The sequence below is a fragment of the Pseudacidovorax intermedius genome, assembly GCF_001476815.1.
Taxonomy (GTDB): Bacteria; Pseudomonadota; Gammaproteobacteria; order Burkholderiales; family Burkholderiaceae_C; genus Xenophilus; species Xenophilus intermedius_A.
Genome location: NZ_LDSL01000140.1, coordinates 1 through 15,557 on the forward strand (window position 1 = coordinate 1; position 15,557 = coordinate 15,557).

The following is a 15,557-nucleotide window of genomic DNA, read 5'->3' on the forward strand; positions in this document are numbered from 1 at the left end:
GTGGTGGCGGATCGGGATTCGCGCTGCTGCCGACCGATTCGAGCGGCAGCGGCGCGGCGGCCACGCCGGCGCCCGCCCCCGCGCCGTCGCCCGCCCCGGCCCCTGCGCCGGCCGTGGCGGCGCAGACCGTGCTGTCCGGCGTTGCCGCGACGGGCGCGCCGCTGGCCGGCGCTGCCGTGACCGTGACCGATGCCGGTGGCGCCGTCGTGTGCAGCGGCGAGACCCAGGGGCAGGGCGACTACCGCTGTGTGCTGCCCGCCGGCACCCGCGCCCCGCTGCTGGTGCGCGTCTCGCGCGACGACCAGGTGCTCTACAGCGCGGCGACGACGACGTCAGGCACGGCCAACGTCACGCCGTTGACCACGGTCGTCGTCTCGCGCCTGGCGCCGGACGGCAATCCCGCCAGCCTGGCGACCAGCACGGGCCCGATCACGGCGCAGGCGCTGGCCCAGCAGGTCGCACAACTGAACACGGCGCTGCAGCCGGTGCTGGCGGCATTGGGCGTGAGCGCCGCCAACCCCCTGACGGACACGCTGGTGGCCAACGGCACGGGGCAGGACAAGCTGCTCGACGCGCTGAGCATCACCGTCCAGCCGGACGGCACGGCCGCCAACATCGAGATCACGGTCAAGGGCGCCGACAGCACGGTGGTGCCGCCGCTGCGCTTCCGCAGCAGCGACGCCACCGTGCCCAACACGCTGCCCGCCAGCATCCAGGTCGCCGAGGTGCCCCCGCCCGACGTGGTGGCGGAACTGATGCAGCGCATCACCGCCTGCTACGCCTTGCCGCTGACCCAGCGCGTGGGCACGGCCACCAGCGACACGGGCGTGGCCGTGGGCGGCGCCACCGATGTGACGGCGCCCACGTGCCGCCAGATCTTCCTGAACGACGACCCGTCCACCTTCTACAACGGCGGCGCGCGCGTCGGCCGCAACGCCAACAACGCGGGCGCCTGGGCGGGCCTGTTCCGCAGCGGCGCCACGGGCCTGAAGTTCGCGCGCGGCAACGTGGAATACGTGCGCCAGGGCGGCGACCTGGAGCTGAGCTACCGCTGGGAAGACACCCAGGGCAACAGCGATTTCGAGACGCTGCGTGCACGCAAGGTGGACGGCAAGCTCAAGGTCGTCGGCAACGGCTACGACTACGCGGCCAGCGTGGCGCCCTATGCACAGCACCGGGAACTGCTCAACACGCCGGCCTACAGCTACTACTCCACCGGCTACGACATCGGCATCGCCAACCGCACCGACGCCAACGGCAATCCGGTCTTCGAACGGGTCGAGGTGAGCACCCCCAGCGGCCGCACGCTGACCTATGTGCCGCAGGCCGGGCTGTCGTACCTGGTGATCACACGCAGCAGCGGCACGCCGACCGGCACGTCGGTGCTGCGCGTGCGCGGCGAGTACGAATCGACGGCCACCGCGGGCAACCCGGCGGACAAGGAGCCCAGCCTGTTCTTCGCGTCGCCGCAGGCCAGCGAGGAGGAGATCCGCGGTTACGGCAACAACGGCCGGTGGACGCTGAAGTTCTTCCACGTCGACACCAGCAAGGCGCCGGTCGAGCAGAGCTACCGCACGCTGGCGCGTTCGCTCACCATCGGCGAGCTTCGCCAGATGGCGCTGCCGCGCCTGACGGACGCCCTGCGCGCGGAACTGATCGCCAGCACGAGCGCCACGGGCTACATCCAGTTCGGCGCGCCATCGCAGATCGCGTCCAACCGCAACGTCGTCGACATCAGTGCCGCCGGCGACAAGGACGGCTGGGTCGTGCCGTCGGGCGCCCTGGCGCCCACCTCGGCCACGGCTTACGGCCAGGCGCCGTTCGGCAGCACGGTCGCGGGCCAGCAGGGCAGCCGCTTCAACGACTCGGCGACGGTGCGCAGCACGCAGCGCAAGGGCGTCATCGGCTGCTCGCCGCAGACGGTTGGCGACAAGCACTGCGATGCCACCGATCCGACGCAGTATGCGAACGGCAGCACCGTCAACAGCCTGCAGCTCTATGCCCGCAATGCGCGGCAGGTGGGCATCAGCAAGATGACCGGGTTGTACAAACTGCAGTGATGCCGGCGTGACGCGGGGGCGCCAGAAGGGGGCCCGCGGGTTGCAGCAGCACGGGCCGCGGGGCGACATCCATCGCCGCCGCGGCCTTTTCCTGTCACTCGTCGGTGGACTCGTCCGGTACGCCCCTCAGCACCCGCGCCGCGATCTCCGCCGAAAAGCCGCGCGACAGCAGAAAGCGCATCTGCCGCCCGCGTTCGCGCGCATCCGCCGGCGGCTGGCCGAAGCGCTTCTGCCACAGGGCGCGGGCGCGTTCGGGCTCGCTGTCCCGGATCTGCGCCAGGGCATCGGCGGCGGCGGCCGGGTCCACGCCCCTGGCGTCCAGCTCCTGCCGCAGCCGGCTCGCGCCCAGGCTGGCGGCCCGCTGGTGCAGCAGCGAGTCGATCACCCGCTGCTCGTCGATGAAGCCGCGGGCCTGCAGCTCGTCGAGCACCCGGGCCAGTTCGCCCGGTTCGGTCTCGTGCGCCGCCAGCTTGCGTTCCAGCTCCGGCCTCGAATGCTCGCGCCGACTGAGCAGTTGCAGGGCCCGGCCCTTGAGCGACAGGGTGGGCCGCTGGCGCCGGGGCGCCGCCGCATCGTCCGCGGCCGGGGCGGCGCCCTCGTCGGGCGCCGCGTCCTCGTCGGAACGGCGCCGCGCCTCGCCGCCGGGCGGGCGCCGGGACGCCCTCCACATGCCGGCTTACTCCGCGTCGGGCGCGTCCGCCACGCCGCCCGTCGGCAACAGGCTGATGCCCAGGCCGTCGCGCACCTTGTTCTCGATCTCCACGGCCAGGGCCGGGTTCTCGCGCAGGAACTCGCGGGCGTTGTCGCGGCCCTGGCCGATCTTCTCGCCGTTGTAGGCATACCAGGCGCCGGACTTCTCGATCACGCGCGCCGTGACGCCCATGTCGATGATCTCGCCCTCGCGGCTGATGCCTTCGCCGAAGAGGATGTCGAACTCGGCCGTCTTGAAGGGCGGGCTCACCTTGTTCTTCACCACCTTGACCTTGGTCTCGTTGCCGATGGCCTCGTCGCCCTTCTTGATGGTGCCGGTGCGGCGGATGTCCAGGCGCACCGAGGCGTAGAACTTCAGCGCGTTGCCGCCGGTGGTGGTTTCGGGGCTGCCGAACATCACGCCGATCTTCATGCGGATCTGGTTGATGAAGATGACCATGCAGTTGGTCTTCTTGATGGTGGCGGTCAGCTTGCGCAGCGCCTGGCTCATCAGGCGGGCCTGCAGGCCGGGCAGGGCATCGCCCATCTCGCCCTCGATTTCGGCCTTGGGCGTGAGCGCCGCGACCGAGTCGATGACGATCAGGTCCACGGCGCCGGAGCGCACCAGGCTGTCGACGATCTCCAGCGCCTGCTCGCCGGTGTCGGGCTGGCTGATCAGCATGTCCGACAGGTTCACGCCCAGCTTCTGGGCGTAGCCGGTGTCCAGCGCGTGCTCGGCATCGATGAAGGCGCAGGTGCCGCCCTGCTTCTGCATCTCGGCGATGACCTGCAGCGTGAGCGTGGTCTTGCCCGACGATTCCGGGCCGTAGATCTCGATCACGCGGCCGCGCGGCAGGCCGCCGACGCCCAGGGCGATGTCCAGGCCCAGCGAGCCGGTGGAGACGACCTGGATGTCCTCGATCTTCTCGCCTTCGCCCAGACGCATGATGGTGCCTTTGCCGAACTGCTTTTCGATCTGGGCCAGTGCGGCCTGCAGGGCCTTCGCCTTTTCGCCGTTGGCGGCCTTGACGGGTGCGTCCATGAGTGACTCCTTGAAGGGTGGGAATGGGTGCCTGTCTTGATCTACAGGCTGGATGCTTGAACAGTAGTGTAGGGGCGACTACTTTTATGCCAAGCTGTTTTTTCGTCAGTTTGGCTTACTATCGGCCATGGATTTCCAAGAGCCTGCGCACGACGACGACTGGCGCCAGACCCACCTCGGCCGCCTGCTCGGCCATGCCATGCGCCGCTTCGACGCCCGGGTCTACGAACTGATGGCCCACGACGTGGAGGTGCCGCTGGCGCTGTCCAACCTGGCCGCGCGCCAGCAGGTGACGGCGGCGCACATCCACATCACGCGCCACCTCGCGCGCGGCGGCTCGCGGCTGGGCGAGCTGGCCGAGTCGGCCGGCATGACCAAACAGGCCATGGGCGCGCTGGTGGACCAGTGCGAGGCCTGGGGCCTGGTGCGGCGCGATGCCGATCCGCTGGACGCGCGGGCCCGGCGCATCGTCTTCACTGCCGACGGCCTGGCCTGGCTGGAGGCCTTCCGCCGCTGCGTCGCGCGCGCCGAGGCCGAGTTCCGTGCCAGCGTCGGCGAGGAGGTGGCGACGGTGGTTGCCCTGGGGCTCGAAGCCTATTGCGGCTCCTAGAATTTCCGACCCCCTCACGAGAGCCCCCATGCGCATCCTCATCGCCGAAGACGACCAGGTGCTGGCCGATGCCCTGCTGCGCAGCCTGCGCACCTCGGGCGCGGCCGTCGACCATGTGGCCACCGGCCCGCAGGCCGATGCGGCGCTGATGACCAACAACGAGTTCGACCTGCTGATCCTCGACCTCGGCCTGCCCAAGCTGCACGGGCTGGAGGTGCTCAAGCGCCTGCGCGCCCGCGGCTCCCAGGTGCCGGTGCTGGTGCTCACCGCCGCCGATTCGGTGGAAGAGCGCGTCAAGGGCCTGGACCACGGTGCCGACGACTACATGGCCAAGCCCTTTTCGCTGCAGGAGCTGGAGGCGCGGGTGCGCGCCCTCACGCGCCGCGGCATGGGCGCCACCAGCAATGCCATCAAGCACGGCCCGCTGGTCTACGACCAGGCCGGCCGCGTCGCCACCATCGACGGCAGGATGGTCGAGCTGTCGGCGCGCGAGCTGGGCCTGCTCGAGGTGCTGCTGCAGCGCGCCGGCCGCCTGGTCAGCAAGGACCAGCTGGTGGAGCACCTGTGCGAATGGGGCGAGGAAGTGAGCTTCAACGCCATCGAGGTCTACGTGCACCGGCTGCGCAAGAAGATCGAAAAGGGCCCGATCCGCATCGCCACCGTGCGCGGCCTGGGCTACTGCCTGGAAAAGATCGACGGCTGATGCCGGCCGCCCGGCCACGCGCCCGCAGCCGCCCCGGCGCCGCTTCGCACGCCGCACGCCCCGGCGCCCGCACCCCGGCCCCGCCCTCCTTGGACACCGCGGCATGAAGCTCTTCCAGCGCGCCCAGAACTCCCTCTTCGGCGAAATCCTCGACTCGCTGCTGGCGCCGGCCGTGGTGCTCATCCTGCTGAGCATCGGCCTGACCTGGCTGGTGTCGCAGGGCATCGCCAACGCGCCCTACGACCGGGCGCTGGCGCATGGCGTGCGGCTGATCGGCGGCGAGGCGGCGCGCGCGGCGGCCCAGGGCCGCGCGCCGGACGTGCCGCCGCTGGTCACCGAGGTGCTGCGCGGCAGCGCGGACGACCAGGTGTGGTTCCAGGTGCTCGACGCCCAGGGCCGGCGCCTGGCCGGTACGCCGGGCCTGCCCGGCCCGCACCTGTCGCAGACGCCGGTGGCCGGCGTGGTCTACATCGACGACGGCCAGGTGCAGGGCCGCGAGGTGCGCATCGCCCACCTCTGGGTGCGGCCCGGCAGCCCGGGCGTGGCGCCGGCGGGCCGCATCGCCCTGGCCAGCGAGGGCGCGGCCGACCTGCCCGAGACCATCACCGAACCCGAGGGCGCCGACGCCGCCGGCCTGCTGCTGGTGCAGCTGGCCGAGACGCGCGCGCGCCAGGCCGCGCATGCGCGCGAGATCATCACCGGCGTGCTGCTGCCGCAGTTCGCGCTGGTGCCGCTGGGCGTCATGCTGCTGTGGATCGCCCTGGCGCGCGGCATCAAGCCGCTGTCGGTGGTTGAGGACCGCATCCGCGACCGCCAGCCCGACGACCTGCGGCCCATCGACGCCACGGCCATTCCGCTGGAGGTGGCGCCGCTGGTGTCCTCGCTCAACGAGCTGCTGACTAAGCTGCGCGACTCCATCGGCACGCAGAAGCGCTTCCTGGCCGATGCGGCGCACCAGCTCAAGACGCCGCTGGCCGGCCTGCGCATGCAGGCCGACCTGGCGCAGCGCGAGGGCGCGGACGCCGACGAGCTCAAGCAGTCGCTCAAGCAGATCGGCCGCGCCAGCATGCGCGCCACGCACACCGTCAACCAGCTGCTGGCGCTGGCGCGCGCAGAGGGCGGTGCCGACGTGCTGGCGCGCCAGCCCTGCGACCTGGCGCGGCTGACCATCGACGCGGTGCGCGAACTGCTGCCGCGCGCCATGGACCGGTCGCTGGACCTGGGCTACGACGGCGCCCAGCCCGGCGCGCCCGGCGTAACCCTGTCCGGCAATCCGACGCTGCTGCGCGAGCTGATCCGCAACCTGCTGGACAACGCCATCAACTACACCCCGTCCGCGCCGGGCCGCCCCGGCGTCATCACGGCGCGCGTGCTGGCCGACCCCTTCGGCCACGTGCTGCTGCTGCAGGTGGAGGACAACGGCCCCGGCATTCCGGAGTCCGAGCGCGAGCTGGTGTTCGAGCCCTTCTACCGCGTGCTGGGCAACGAGGCCGACGGCTCGGGCCTGGGCCTGCCCATCGTGCGCGAGATCGCCGGCCAGCACCGGGCGCAGGTGCTGCTGCAGGAGGCGCATCCGGGGCAGCATCCGCCGGGGACGCGCTTCACGGTGCGCTTCGACACAGCTTCGGAAAGCTGACACCCGCCATGCCACTCCGCGGCTTCGGGGCGGCCGCCGTGGCCATCTGTTCATGACGGCCGTCGGCGCCTTGAGCCCCTCTCCCCTCGCGGGAGAGGGGTTGGGGAGAGGGGGAGGCCTCGGCACGCGCTGGCGTTTTTCAGGCACTGCAGCCCCCTCTCCCCAGCCCTCTCCCGCGAGGGGAGAGGGAGTCAGTGGGCGTCGTCGGCGCGCGTCCTGGCTATTGCCGGCAGCCGCCAAGCCGCAGCCATGCGCTCAGCTCAGCGGGCGGGCTCGGAGCCGGACGGCTCCGGCGGCTCGGCAGAGGTGTCGGTCTCCGCGGGCGCGGGCCGCACCTGCAGCAGCTCGGGGCGGATCTGCGTATTGAGCCGTTGCGGTTCGCGCTCCAGCGCACTCGCCGGCACCAGGCCGAAGCCGGCCAGGTCGCCGCGCGCCCACAGGAAGTAGCCGGCGTTGGCGACGACCAGGGCCAGGACGATCAGGCGCAGCAGCATCGTGTCTTCTCGTGTCTTCGTATCCGCGGCCGCTCAGAAGGGCTGGCCCAGCGGCCGCACGCTGACCTCGGCGCTGTCCACCAGCCGCAGGCCCGCCGGCGTGGCGATGCGCAGCTCGCCGCCAGGCGCCACGCCCTCGCAGCGGCCGGCCGTGCCGTCGCTCAGGTGCACGTCGCGGCCCAGCAGCGCATCGCGGGCGGCGAAGCGCGGCGCGACCGGCGCGAAGCCCTCGTCCGCGAAGCGCAGCACCTCGGCCAGCAGCGCCGGCGCCACGGCCAGCAGCACATTGGCCGGGTCGGCCTGGGGCGACCATTGCCGCACCCAGGCGGGCGGCATGCGCAGGCCGTCGGCCGGCTGCGGGCCCACGTTGATGCCGATGCCCACCACCACCTGGCGCGGCGCGCCGGCCAGGCCGGTGGAGGCGGTCTCGATCAGGATGCCGGCCAGCTTGCGGTCCTGCACCCACAGGTCGTTGGGCCACTTGATCTGCACGCCGGCCGTGCCCAGCGGGTCCAGCGATTCGGCGGCGGCGACGCCCACCGCCAGCGACAGGCCCGACCAGCTGCGCGGCGCGAGCGGCAGCGACATCGAGACCATGAGCGAGGCGGCCTTCGAGGCGGGCGTGCCGCCTTCCCATTGCCGGCCCAGCCGGCCGCGGCCGGCGGTCTGGCGCTCGGCCACCAGCAGCACCGGGCGCGTGTCGCCGGCGCGGGCGCGGCGCATCAGCTCGGTGTTGGTGGAATCGATCTCGGCCACCACCTCCACGGTGACGCCGGGCAGTTGCGCCGCCAGGGCCTGCTGCAGCGCGTCGACGGGCCAGGCCTGGGCCATCAGGACCGGTCCTTCGCTTTCTTTTTCTTCCTGTCCTTTTTCTTCTTCTTCCGGCTGTCGTCCTCGGCGTCGGCCCGGGCGGCCTTCTGTGCCTTCTTCTCGGCCTTCTTCGCCTTGCGCTTCTTCTTGTCGGCCTTGCCGGGCGTGGCCTCGACCTCGTCCGGCGGCGCCAGCAGCGTGCCGCGGCAGTCGGGCGAGCCGCACCAGCAGGGGAAGTCGGCCAGCAGTTCGGGCGTGTACGGCGCGTCGATCACCAGGCCGTAGTCGTAGTTGAGTTCCTCGCCCGCGGCGATGTCGCGCAGGGCGCGGATGAACACGCGGCCGTCCTCGACCTCGGTCTCGCAGTTGGGGCCGCAGGAGTGGTTGATCCACTTGGCCGAATTGCCGTGCACCTTGCCGTCGATCACATGCGTGTCATCGATGTGGAAGTAGAAGGTGTGGTTGGGCTGGGCCGGGTCGTGCGGATGGCGCCGCAGCGCCTCCTTCCAGCTGATGACCTCGCCGGTGTACTCGATCACCATCTCGCCGGCCGCGATGTCCTGCGTCGCGAACACCCCCTTGCCGTGCACGCCGGAGCGCCGGGTCTGGATGCGGCGGCCGGCAGAGGGTGCGGGCGAAGAAGGGGATTTGGAGGGCATCGCCGAGTTCTGATAGCTTGAGATGTGCACATGTGCGCGCATGCGCACGTGCGCGAGAGGCGCAGAGTATAGAGAGCCGTCCTGCGCGCCGCCGGCCCCGGCCGGCGATGCCTGCGACCCCGCGGCGCCGCTGTGTCCGGCCCCGCGGGCGGCTCTTGCCCCATGAGAGATTTTTGGATGACGAAGACCCTGGTGATTGCGGAGAAGCCGTCGGTGGCGCAGGACATCGTGCGCGCACTCACGCCCGTGTCCGGCAAGTTCGACAAGCACGACGAGCATTTCGAGAACGACCAATACGTCGTGACCAGCGCCGTGGGCCACCTGGTGGAAATCCAGGCCCCCGAGCAGTACGACGTCAAGCGCGGCAAGTGGAGCTTCGCGCACCTGCCGGTGATCCCGCCGCACTTCGACCTCAAGCCCGTGGACAAGACCAAGGGCCGCCTGAACGCCGTGGTGCGCCTGGCGCGCCGCAAGGACGTGACGCAGCTGGTCAACGCCTGCGACGCGGGCCGCGAGGGCGAGCTGATCTTCCGCCTGATCGAGCAGTACGCCGGCGGCGCCAAGCCGCTGGGCAAGCCGATCCGCCGGCTCTGGCTGCAGTCGATGACGCCGCAGGCCATCCGCGACGGCTTCGACCGCCTGCGCGGCGAGCGCGAGATGCAGGGCCTGGCCGACGCCGCCCGCTCGCGCTCCGAGGCCGACTGGCTGGTGGGCATCAACGGCACGCGGGCCATGACGGCCTTCAATTCGCGCGACGGCGGCTTCTTCCTGACCACCGTGGGCCGGGTGCAGACGCCCACGCTGTCCATCGTGGTCGAGCGCGAGGAGCAGATCCGCAAGTTCGTCAGCCGCGACTACTGGGAGATCCACGCCGTCTTCCAGGCGCAGGCCGGCCAGTACCCGGGCAAGTATTTCGACCCGGCCTGGAAGAAGGCCAACGCGCCGCTGCTGCCCAACGGCGAGCCTGACCCCGAGCAGCGCGCCGACCGCCTGTGGACGGCGGCCGAGGCCCGCGCCATCGCCGAGGCGGTGCGCGGCCGGCCCGCCACCGTCACCGAGGAGAGCAAGCCCACCACCCAGGCCAGCCCGCTGCTCTTCGACCTGACCTCGCTGCAGCGCGAGGCCAATGGCCGCTTCGGCTTCTCGGCCAAGACCACGCTGGCGCTGGCCCAGTCGCTCTATGAACGCCACAAGGCGCTGACCTATCCGCGGACCGACTCGCGCGCCCTGCCCGAGGACTACCTGCCGGTGGTCAAGGACACGATGGGCATGCTGGCCAAGAGCGGCATGCGCCACCTGGCGCCCTTCGCGCAGCAGGCCATCGACCAGAACTACGTCAAGCCCACCAAGCGCGTCTTCGACAACGCCAAGGTGTCGGACCACTTCGCCATCATTCCCACGCTGCAGGCGCCCAGCGGCCTGTCGGAGGCCGAGCAGAAGCTCTACGACTTCGTGGTGCGGCGCTTCCTGTCGGTGTTCTTTCCGAGCGCCGAATTCCAGGTCACGACGCGCATCAGCACCGTCGAGGCGGCGGGCAAAAAGCACAGCTTCCGCTCCGACGGCAAGGTGCTGGTCAGGCCGGGCTGGCTGGCCATCTACGGCAAGGAAGCCGCCACCGACGAGGACGAGAAGGACGGCAAGACGCTGGTGCCCGTCAAGCCCGGCGAGCAGGTGAACACCGAGAGCGCCGAGGTCAAGGCCCTCAAGACCCGCCCGCCCGCGCGCTACAGCGAAGCCACGCTGCTGGGCGCCATGGAAGGCGCCGGCAAGCTGGTGGACGACGACGAGCTGCGCGAGGCCATGCAGGAAAAAGGCCTGGGCACGCCGGCCACCCGCGCCGCCATCATCGAAGGCCTGCTGAACGAGAAGTACATGCTGCGCGAGGGCCGCGAGCTGATCCCCACCGCCAAGGCCTTCCAGCTGACCACGCTGCTGCGCGGCCTGGGCGTGGAGGAACTGTCCAAGCCCGAGCTCACCGGCGAGTGGGAATACAAGCTGGCGCAGATGGAGCAGGGCCGCCTGAGCCGCGACGAGTTCATGCGCGAGATCGCCCGCATGACCGAGCACATCGTGCGCAAGGCCAAGGAATACGACCGCGACACCGTGCCCGGCGACTACGCCACGCTGTCCGCGCCGTGCCCCAACTGCGGCGGCATCGTGCGCGAAAACTACCGCCGCTTCGCCTGCACCGGCAAGTCCGGCAGCGGGCAGGACGCCTGCGGCTTCTCCTTCACCAAGTCGCCCGCCGGCCGCACCTTCGAGCTGGCCGAGGCCGAGCAGCTGGTGCGGGACAAGCACATCGGCCCGCTGGAAGGCTTCCGCTCCAAGGCCGGCTGGCCCTTCGTGGCCGAGATCGTGCTCAAGCACAGCGACGAGGACAACAACTGGAAGCTGGAGTTCGACTTCGGCGACGACGGCAAGGACCCGGCCGAGACCGGCGAGATCATCGATTTCGGCGCGGCGCCCTCGCTCGGCCCCTGCCCGAAATGCGGCGCGGCGGTGCACGAGCTGGGCGCCAACTACGTGTGCGAACGCTCGGTGCCCACCGCCGCACAGCCCGCGCCCAGCTGCGACTTCAAGACCGGCAAGGTGATCCTGCAACAGCCGGTGGACGAGGAGCAGGTGCGCAAGCTGCTGGCCACCGGCAAGACCGACCTGCTCGACAAGTTCGTCAGCATGCGCACGCGCCGCTCGTTCAAGGCCTTCCTCGCCTGGAATGCGGAAGAGGGCAAGGTGACTTTCGAGTTCGAGCCGCGCGCCTCCAAGTTCCCGCCGCGCAAGACGGCCTCGGCGGCGCCGGCCCGCGCGCCGGCCGCGAAGAAGGCGGCGGCCAAGACCGCGACGGCGAAAGCCCCGGCCGTCAAGAAGGCGCCGGCCGCCAAGAAGACCGCCGCGCCCAAGGCGCCGCGCAAGACCAGCGCCGCCGCGGGCCGCCAGCCCAGCCCGGCGCTCGCGGCGGTGATCGGTCCGGAGCCGGTGGCCCGGCCGGAGGTCATCAAGAAGCTGTGGGACTACATCAAGGCCCACGGCCTGCAGGACGCGAAGGACAAGCGCGCCATCAACGCCGACGACAAGCTGCGCCCGCTGTTCGGCCGCGACCAGGTGTCGATGTTCGACCTGGCCGGCATCATCGGGAAGAACCTGGAAGGCTGATCCGCGCGCGCAGCCGCCGCTGGGGCTGCCGGCGGTCGGCGGCGTGCGTCAGCCGCGGCGGCGCAGCAGCGCCTGCCGCAGCAGCCGCGAGGCGCGGTCGCGGATGCGTCCCGGCATCTGCCGCAGCGCGCGGCGCGGATGCAGCCGCGCGGTGGCGCAGGCCCACAGGAAGTCGTGCAGGATCGGCGTGTCGTTGATGGTGTCGGTGCTGCCGTACTTGTGGAATTCCGGGTGCCACTGCGTGGCCGCGATGTAGCTGTGGCTGCCCTGGTCGGGCCGGCGGCGGATCGCCTCCGGCACCCGGTCGGGCAGGCTCCAGGCCTCCACCTCGAAGCCCGGCGCCAGGTTCTTGATGCCCTGGTGGTGGATGCTGTTGACCCGCGCCTGCGCCACGCCCGGGTACATCTGCGCCAGGCGCGTGCCGGCGACGATCTCGATGCCGTGGAAGTTCTGGTCGTAGGCCACGGGGTCGCGGTGGCGCAGCGTCTCGGGGTGGCCGTGCTGTTCCTCGATGTCCTGGTAGAGCGAGCCGCCGAACGCCACGTTGATCAGCTGCAGCCCGCGGCAGACGCCGAAGATCGGCTTGCCGGCCTGCTCGAAGGCCTCCACCAGCGCCAGGTCGTACAGGTCGCGGATGCGGTCGCCGATCCAGGCCTCCTTGAGCGGCTCCTCACCATAGCTGCCCGGCCACACGTCGGCGCCGCCGTGCATCACCACGCCGTCCAGCCATTCGGCGTAGTGGGCCAGGCTGGTGTCGCCGCGCGCCGTGTCGCCGGTGGGGCAGGGCACCATCACCACCATGGCGCCGGCCGACATCAGCCAGTGGCAGATGGACTGCTCCACGTACTGCAGCGTCTTGTTGGTGAACAGCGAGCGGCCCGGATCGGCGTGCTGGAAGCAGGCCGACAGGCCGATCTTGAGGCGGGCGGACACGGGCGGCGAGCCGCCGGCCTGGGGCGAGCGCGGGGCGAGGGACATGCCGCCATCGTGCGCCTTGCCGCTGCCGGAGCCTGTCGGCCGAGGGCCCGTTTTGCGGGCAGGTGGCGGCAAGTATCGTGCCACGCAGCTACAATCCCGCGGTTTTGCTCCGGGCGGCCTGTCTGCGCGGTGCGACGTTCAAGCGTTGAGATCGTGGCGATCCGTTTGTGGTGTCGCCACCCCTGACAGTTGTGCGCCCGCCTTTTCCATCCCACCGGCTCGGGCGCCGGCAGCGGACACCGGCACCAGACCGGGACCCTGCCTCCGAGAGGACACAGGACATGGCGAAGGAAGAACTGATTGAAATGCAAGGGGCAGTCACCGAAGTGCTGCCCGACTCGCGTTACCGCGTGACGCTGGAAAACGGCCACGAAGTCATCGCCTACAGCGGTGGCAAGGTGCGCAAGAACCACATCCGCATCATCCTGGGCGACAAGGTGTCGCTGGAGATGTCGCCCTATGACCTGAGCAAGGGCCGCATCACCTTCCGCCACCTGGAGCGCCGCGGCCCGCCGCCGGAAGGCTCGCGCCGCTGATCGATCCGGTGCCCGCGCGGCCGCTGGCGGTTCGCGCTGCGCCCTTTACGCCCTTCGCGCCGATGGCGGCTTCGGCAAACGCCGGTCTTGTGGCGGTGCGGGGTTTCGCGCGAAGGCGTCTCGCTTCACGCTACAGGGGGTCTCGCAGGAGACCTTTTCTTTTGACGACCCGGGGTCTCGCAGGAGGCCCTTTCTTGTTTGTGCCCATGGACGGCGAAGACCAGCAGACCGAGATCCCTCCCTCCTTCCTCGCGCTGTACGCCGATGCCCGCCAGCGCCTGCGCGAGCCGCTGGCCGTGGTGCGCCAGCGCTACGAACTGTGCGAGGACCTGGCGCAGCTGCTCACCGGCCAGGCGCTGGCCCTGTCGCAGGGCGGCTCGGTGGGCGACCAGGAGGTGCTGCAGCGCTGCCTGGCCGGGCTGCGCAGCGCCGACTCGGGCCTCTCCGGCGACGAGGCCGGCTGGACGGTGCAGCGCCTGGCCGAACTGCTGGGCTGGGGCTGGATCGAGACGGGGACGCGGGCGGACTGATCGATCCGGACCCCGTTCGGGCTCAGACGGAGACGCGGGCGAGCAGATCAACCCGGACCCCGTTCGGGCTGAGCCTGTCGAAGCCGGGGCAAGCCCTGTCCTGCGCGCCGTTCTGCCCTTCGACAGGCTCAGGGCGAACGGGATAAGGCGACAGGCTCAGGGTAAAAGCGGTCAGGCGCCAGGCTCGGGGCGAACGGAGCAAGACCACAGGCGCGGTGCCAGCGGGCAAGGCGCATGTCACTGCCGCACAGGCGCCACGCGCGCGCCGGGCTTTCACGGTAGGCTTCGGCGCTGGAGACACCACCCCGAACGCGCCCCTACGTGGCGCGCCCGCGCCGCCCATGACCTCACCCTCTTCCGCCAGCCCCGGCGCGCCGCCGTCCGCGACGCACAGCGCCTGGCTCATGCTCGTCGTCCTCAGCACCGGCTTCGCCCTCAGCCAGGCCTTCCGCACCGTGGCGGCCATCATGGCGGCGCCGCTGGCCACGGAATTCCGGCTCAGCCCGCAGAACCTGGGGCTGTTCGCCGGTGCCTTCCATTTCGCCTTCGGCGCCATGCAGCTGTTCATGGGCATCGGCATCGACCTGCACGGCGTGCGGCGCACGGTGCTGGTGGCCTTTCCGCTGGCCATCGGGGGCGCCGTGCTGTCGGCGCTGGCGCCCAGCTTCGGCGTGCTGGTGGCGGGCCAGGTGCTGATCGGCATCGGCTGCGCGCCGGCCTTCCTGGTGTGCACGGTCTTCATCGCCCGGCATTTCGCGCCGGAACGCTTCGCCGCCGTCTCCGGCGCCATCCTGGGCCTGGGCAGTTGCGGCATGCTGGTCACCGGCACGCCGCTGGCGTGGCTGATCGAGGCCAGTTCCTGGCGCATGGGCTTCTGGGTGCTGGCCGCCGCGGCCCTGGCGGCCTGGGGCGCCATTGCGGCTTTCGTGCACGAGCCGCCGATGGCGGCGACCGCGCCGCGCGAGTCGCTGGGCCGCGCTGTGCGCACCTTCGCCGGCCTGCTGCTGGTGCGGCACACGCTGGGCATCGTGGCGCTGGGCCTGGTGACCTATGCCTCCTTCGTCGCGCTGCGCGGGCTGTGGCTGGGGCCGATGCTGATGCAGCGGCACGGCTTCTCGCTGGTGGCCAGCGGCAACGTGGCGCTGCTGATGACGCTGATCGCCATCGCCGGTCCGCCGCTGTTCGGCCGGCTGGACCCGGGCCCGGAGCGGCGTCGCCGCTGGCTGGTCGGCTTCACCGTCGCCTGCGCCGCGCTGTTCGCGGTGCTGGCGTTCGACGCGCATGCGGGCGTGGACATCGCGCTGGCGCTGGCCATCGGCCTGCTGTCGGGCTACATGGTGCTGCAGTACCCGGACGTGAAGAACGCCTACCCGGTGGCCGTGACCGGGCGGGCGATGGCGCTGTTCACCATGGCGATGTTCCTGGGCGTGGCGCTGATGCAGTGGGTGACGGGGGCCATCGCCACGGCGGCGCAGGCGCGCGGCATCGAGCCTTTTCAGGCGGTGTTCGGCGCCATCGCGCTGATGCTGGCGGGCGGGGCGCTGGCCTACCGGCTGCTGCCGCAGCCGCCGCGGCAGGGGTGACGGGGCTTTCGCAGCGCTGTGGGTCTGGCGCGGGCCCCCTCTCCCCAACCCCTCTCCCGCGAGGGGAGAGGGG

14 protein-coding genes are annotated in these 15,557 nt (G+C 71.2%); 8 read left to right on the forward strand and 6 right to left on the reverse strand.

The genetic code is table 11. The features are described 5' to 3' along the window. The coding region (locus tag NS331_RS20185; protein ID WP_058643748.1) for a hypothetical protein at positions 1-2,060 on the forward strand (2,060 nt) is incomplete at its 5' end. 94 nt (positions 2,061-2,154) lie between these two features. Here the strand turns inward: NS331_RS20185 and recX are convergent. Both recX and recA read right to left on the reverse strand, forming a co-directional pair. Further along, entirely contained in the window at positions 2,155-2,730 is a 576-nt protein-coding gene (gene recX, locus NS331_RS20190; protein ID WP_082702645.1) for a recombination regulator RecX, read from the reverse strand. A 6-nt stretch (positions 2,731-2,736) separates the two neighbouring features. Further along, a complete protein-coding gene (gene recA / locus NS331_RS20195; protein WP_058643749.1) occupies positions 2,737-3,792 on the reverse strand; it encodes a recombinase RecA in 1,056 nt (351 codons plus the stop codon). Positions 3,793-3,919: 127 nt separating this feature from the next. On the opposite strand from recA, the gene NS331_RS20200 reads away from it, so the two are divergent. The 3 genes from NS331_RS20200 (at position 3,920) to NS331_RS20210 (ending at position 6,741) form a co-directional block, all read left to right on the forward strand. Then, positions 3,920-4,402: a MarR family winged helix-turn-helix transcriptional regulator gene (locus NS331_RS20200; RefSeq protein WP_058643750.1), complete on the forward strand. Its 483-nt coding sequence runs from the start codon at positions 3,920-3,922 to the stop codon at positions 4,400-4,402. Between the two features lie 28 nt (positions 4,403-4,430). Further along, positions 4,431-5,105, forward strand: a complete 675-nt coding sequence (locus tag NS331_RS20205) for a response regulator transcription factor (protein WP_058643751.1) — start codon at positions 4,431-4,433, stop codon at positions 5,103-5,105. Positions 5,106-5,208: 103 nt separating this feature from the next. Further along, positions 5,209-6,741, forward strand: coding sequence for a sensor histidine kinase (locus NS331_RS20210; RefSeq protein ID WP_058643752.1), 1,533 nt, complete (start codon positions 5,209-5,211; stop codon positions 6,739-6,741). Positions 6,742-7,001: 260 nt separating this feature from the next. Here the strand turns inward: NS331_RS20210 and NS331_RS20215 are convergent, their stop codons facing one another. The 3 genes from NS331_RS20215 to NS331_RS20225 are packed head-to-tail and all read right to left on the reverse strand — an operon-like array spanning position 7,002 to position 8,704. Continuing rightward, entirely contained in the window at positions 7,002-7,235 is a 234-nt protein-coding gene (locus NS331_RS20215) for a sporulation protein (RefSeq protein ID WP_242873835.1), read from the reverse strand. Between the two features lie 33 nt (positions 7,236-7,268). Next, positions 7,269-8,066, reverse strand: a complete 798-nt coding sequence (locus tag NS331_RS20220) for a biotin--[acetyl-CoA-carboxylase] ligase (RefSeq protein ID WP_058643753.1) — start codon at positions 8,064-8,066, stop codon at positions 7,269-7,271. Then, positions 8,066-8,704 (reverse strand): SET domain-containing protein, encoded by a 639-nt coding sequence (locus NS331_RS20225; RefSeq protein WP_058643754.1) that lies wholly within the window; start codon positions 8,702-8,704, stop codon positions 8,066-8,068. Before NS331_RS20225 ends, NS331_RS20220 begins: the two co-directional genes overlap by 1 nt. Positions 8,705-8,881: 177 nt before the next feature. On the opposite strand from NS331_RS20225, the gene NS331_RS20230 reads away from it, so the two are divergent. Then, the gene (locus NS331_RS20230; RefSeq protein ID WP_058643755.1) at positions 8,882-11,857 is read left to right on the forward strand and encodes a DNA topoisomerase III; all 2,976 of its coding nucleotides are present in this window, start codon (positions 8,882-8,884) and stop codon (positions 11,855-11,857) included. A gap of 48 nt (positions 11,858-11,905) precedes the next feature. On the opposite strand, the gene NS331_RS20235 is transcribed toward NS331_RS20230, so the two are convergent. Next, positions 11,906-12,835: a gamma-glutamyl-gamma-aminobutyrate hydrolase family protein gene (locus NS331_RS20235; RefSeq protein ID WP_058643756.1), complete on the reverse strand. Its 930-nt coding sequence runs from the start codon at positions 12,833-12,835 to the stop codon at positions 11,906-11,908. A gap of 281 nt (positions 12,836-13,116) precedes the next feature. Here NS331_RS20235 and infA point away from each other — a divergent pair, with 281 nt between their 5' ends. The 3 genes from infA (at position 13,117) to NS331_RS20250 (ending at position 15,484) form a co-directional block, all read left to right on the forward strand. After that, complete coding sequence (gene infA / locus NS331_RS20240) at positions 13,117-13,371, forward strand: translation initiation factor IF-1 (RefSeq protein ID WP_017757760.1); 255 nt, start codon at positions 13,117-13,119, stop codon at positions 13,369-13,371. Positions 13,372-13,577: 206 nt separating this feature from the next. Continuing rightward, positions 13,578-13,901 carry a hypothetical protein gene (locus tag NS331_RS20245; protein ID WP_058643757.1) on the forward strand — a complete coding sequence of 108 codons (324 nt, stop codon included), beginning with the start codon at positions 13,578-13,580 and terminating at the stop codon, positions 13,899-13,901. Between the two features lie 341 nt (positions 13,902-14,242). Continuing rightward, a complete protein-coding gene (locus NS331_RS20250; protein WP_058643758.1) occupies positions 14,243-15,484 on the forward strand; it encodes an MFS transporter in 1,242 nt (413 codons plus the stop codon). Positions 15,485-15,557: the final 73 nt, after the last annotated feature.

What these genes read in the sequence shown, in the direction of transcription:
- recX (WP_082702645.1), bottom strand. Translation starts at nt 2,730, where the DNA reads ATGTGGAGGGCGTCCCGGCGCCCGCCCGGCGGCGAGGCGCGGCGCCGT.
- NS331_RS20230 (WP_058643755.1), top strand. Translation starts at nt 8,882, where the DNA reads ATGACGAAGACCCTGGTGATTGCGGAGAAGCCGTCGGTGGCGCAGGAC.
- NS331_RS20225 (WP_058643754.1), bottom strand. Translation starts at nt 8,704, where the DNA reads ATGCCCTCCAAATCCCCTTCTTCGCCCGCACCCTCTGCCGGCCGCCGC.
- NS331_RS20205 (WP_058643751.1), top strand. Translation starts at nt 4,431, where the DNA reads ATGCGCATCCTCATCGCCGAAGACGACCAGGTGCTGGCCGATGCCCTG.
- NS331_RS20210 (WP_058643752.1), top strand. Translation starts at nt 5,209, where the DNA reads ATGAAGCTCTTCCAGCGCGCCCAGAACTCCCTCTTCGGCGAAATCCTC.
- NS331_RS20250 (WP_058643758.1), top strand. Translation starts at nt 14,243, where the DNA reads ATGACCTCACCCTCTTCCGCCAGCCCCGGCGCGCCGCCGTCCGCGACG.
- NS331_RS20245 (WP_058643757.1), top strand. Translation starts at nt 13,578, where the DNA reads ATGGACGGCGAAGACCAGCAGACCGAGATCCCTCCCTCCTTCCTCGCG.
- infA (WP_017757760.1), top strand. Translation starts at nt 13,117, where the DNA reads ATGGCGAAGGAAGAACTGATTGAAATGCAAGGGGCAGTCACCGAAGTG.
- recA (WP_058643749.1), bottom strand. Translation starts at nt 3,792, where the DNA reads ATGGACGCACCCGTCAAGGCCGCCAACGGCGAAAAGGCGAAGGCCCTG.
- NS331_RS20215 (WP_242873835.1), bottom strand. Translation starts at nt 7,235, where the DNA reads ATGCTGCTGCGCCTGATCGTCCTGGCCCTGGTCGTCGCCAACGCCGGC.
- NS331_RS20235 (WP_058643756.1), bottom strand. Translation starts at nt 12,835, where the DNA reads ATGTCCCTCGCCCCGCGCTCGCCCCAGGCCGGCGGCTCGCCGCCCGTG.
- NS331_RS20200 (WP_058643750.1), top strand. Translation starts at nt 3,920, where the DNA reads ATGGATTTCCAAGAGCCTGCGCACGACGACGACTGGCGCCAGACCCAC.
- NS331_RS20220 (WP_058643753.1), bottom strand. Translation starts at nt 8,066, where the DNA reads ATGGCCCAGGCCTGGCCCGTCGACGCGCTGCAGCAGGCCCTGGCGGCG.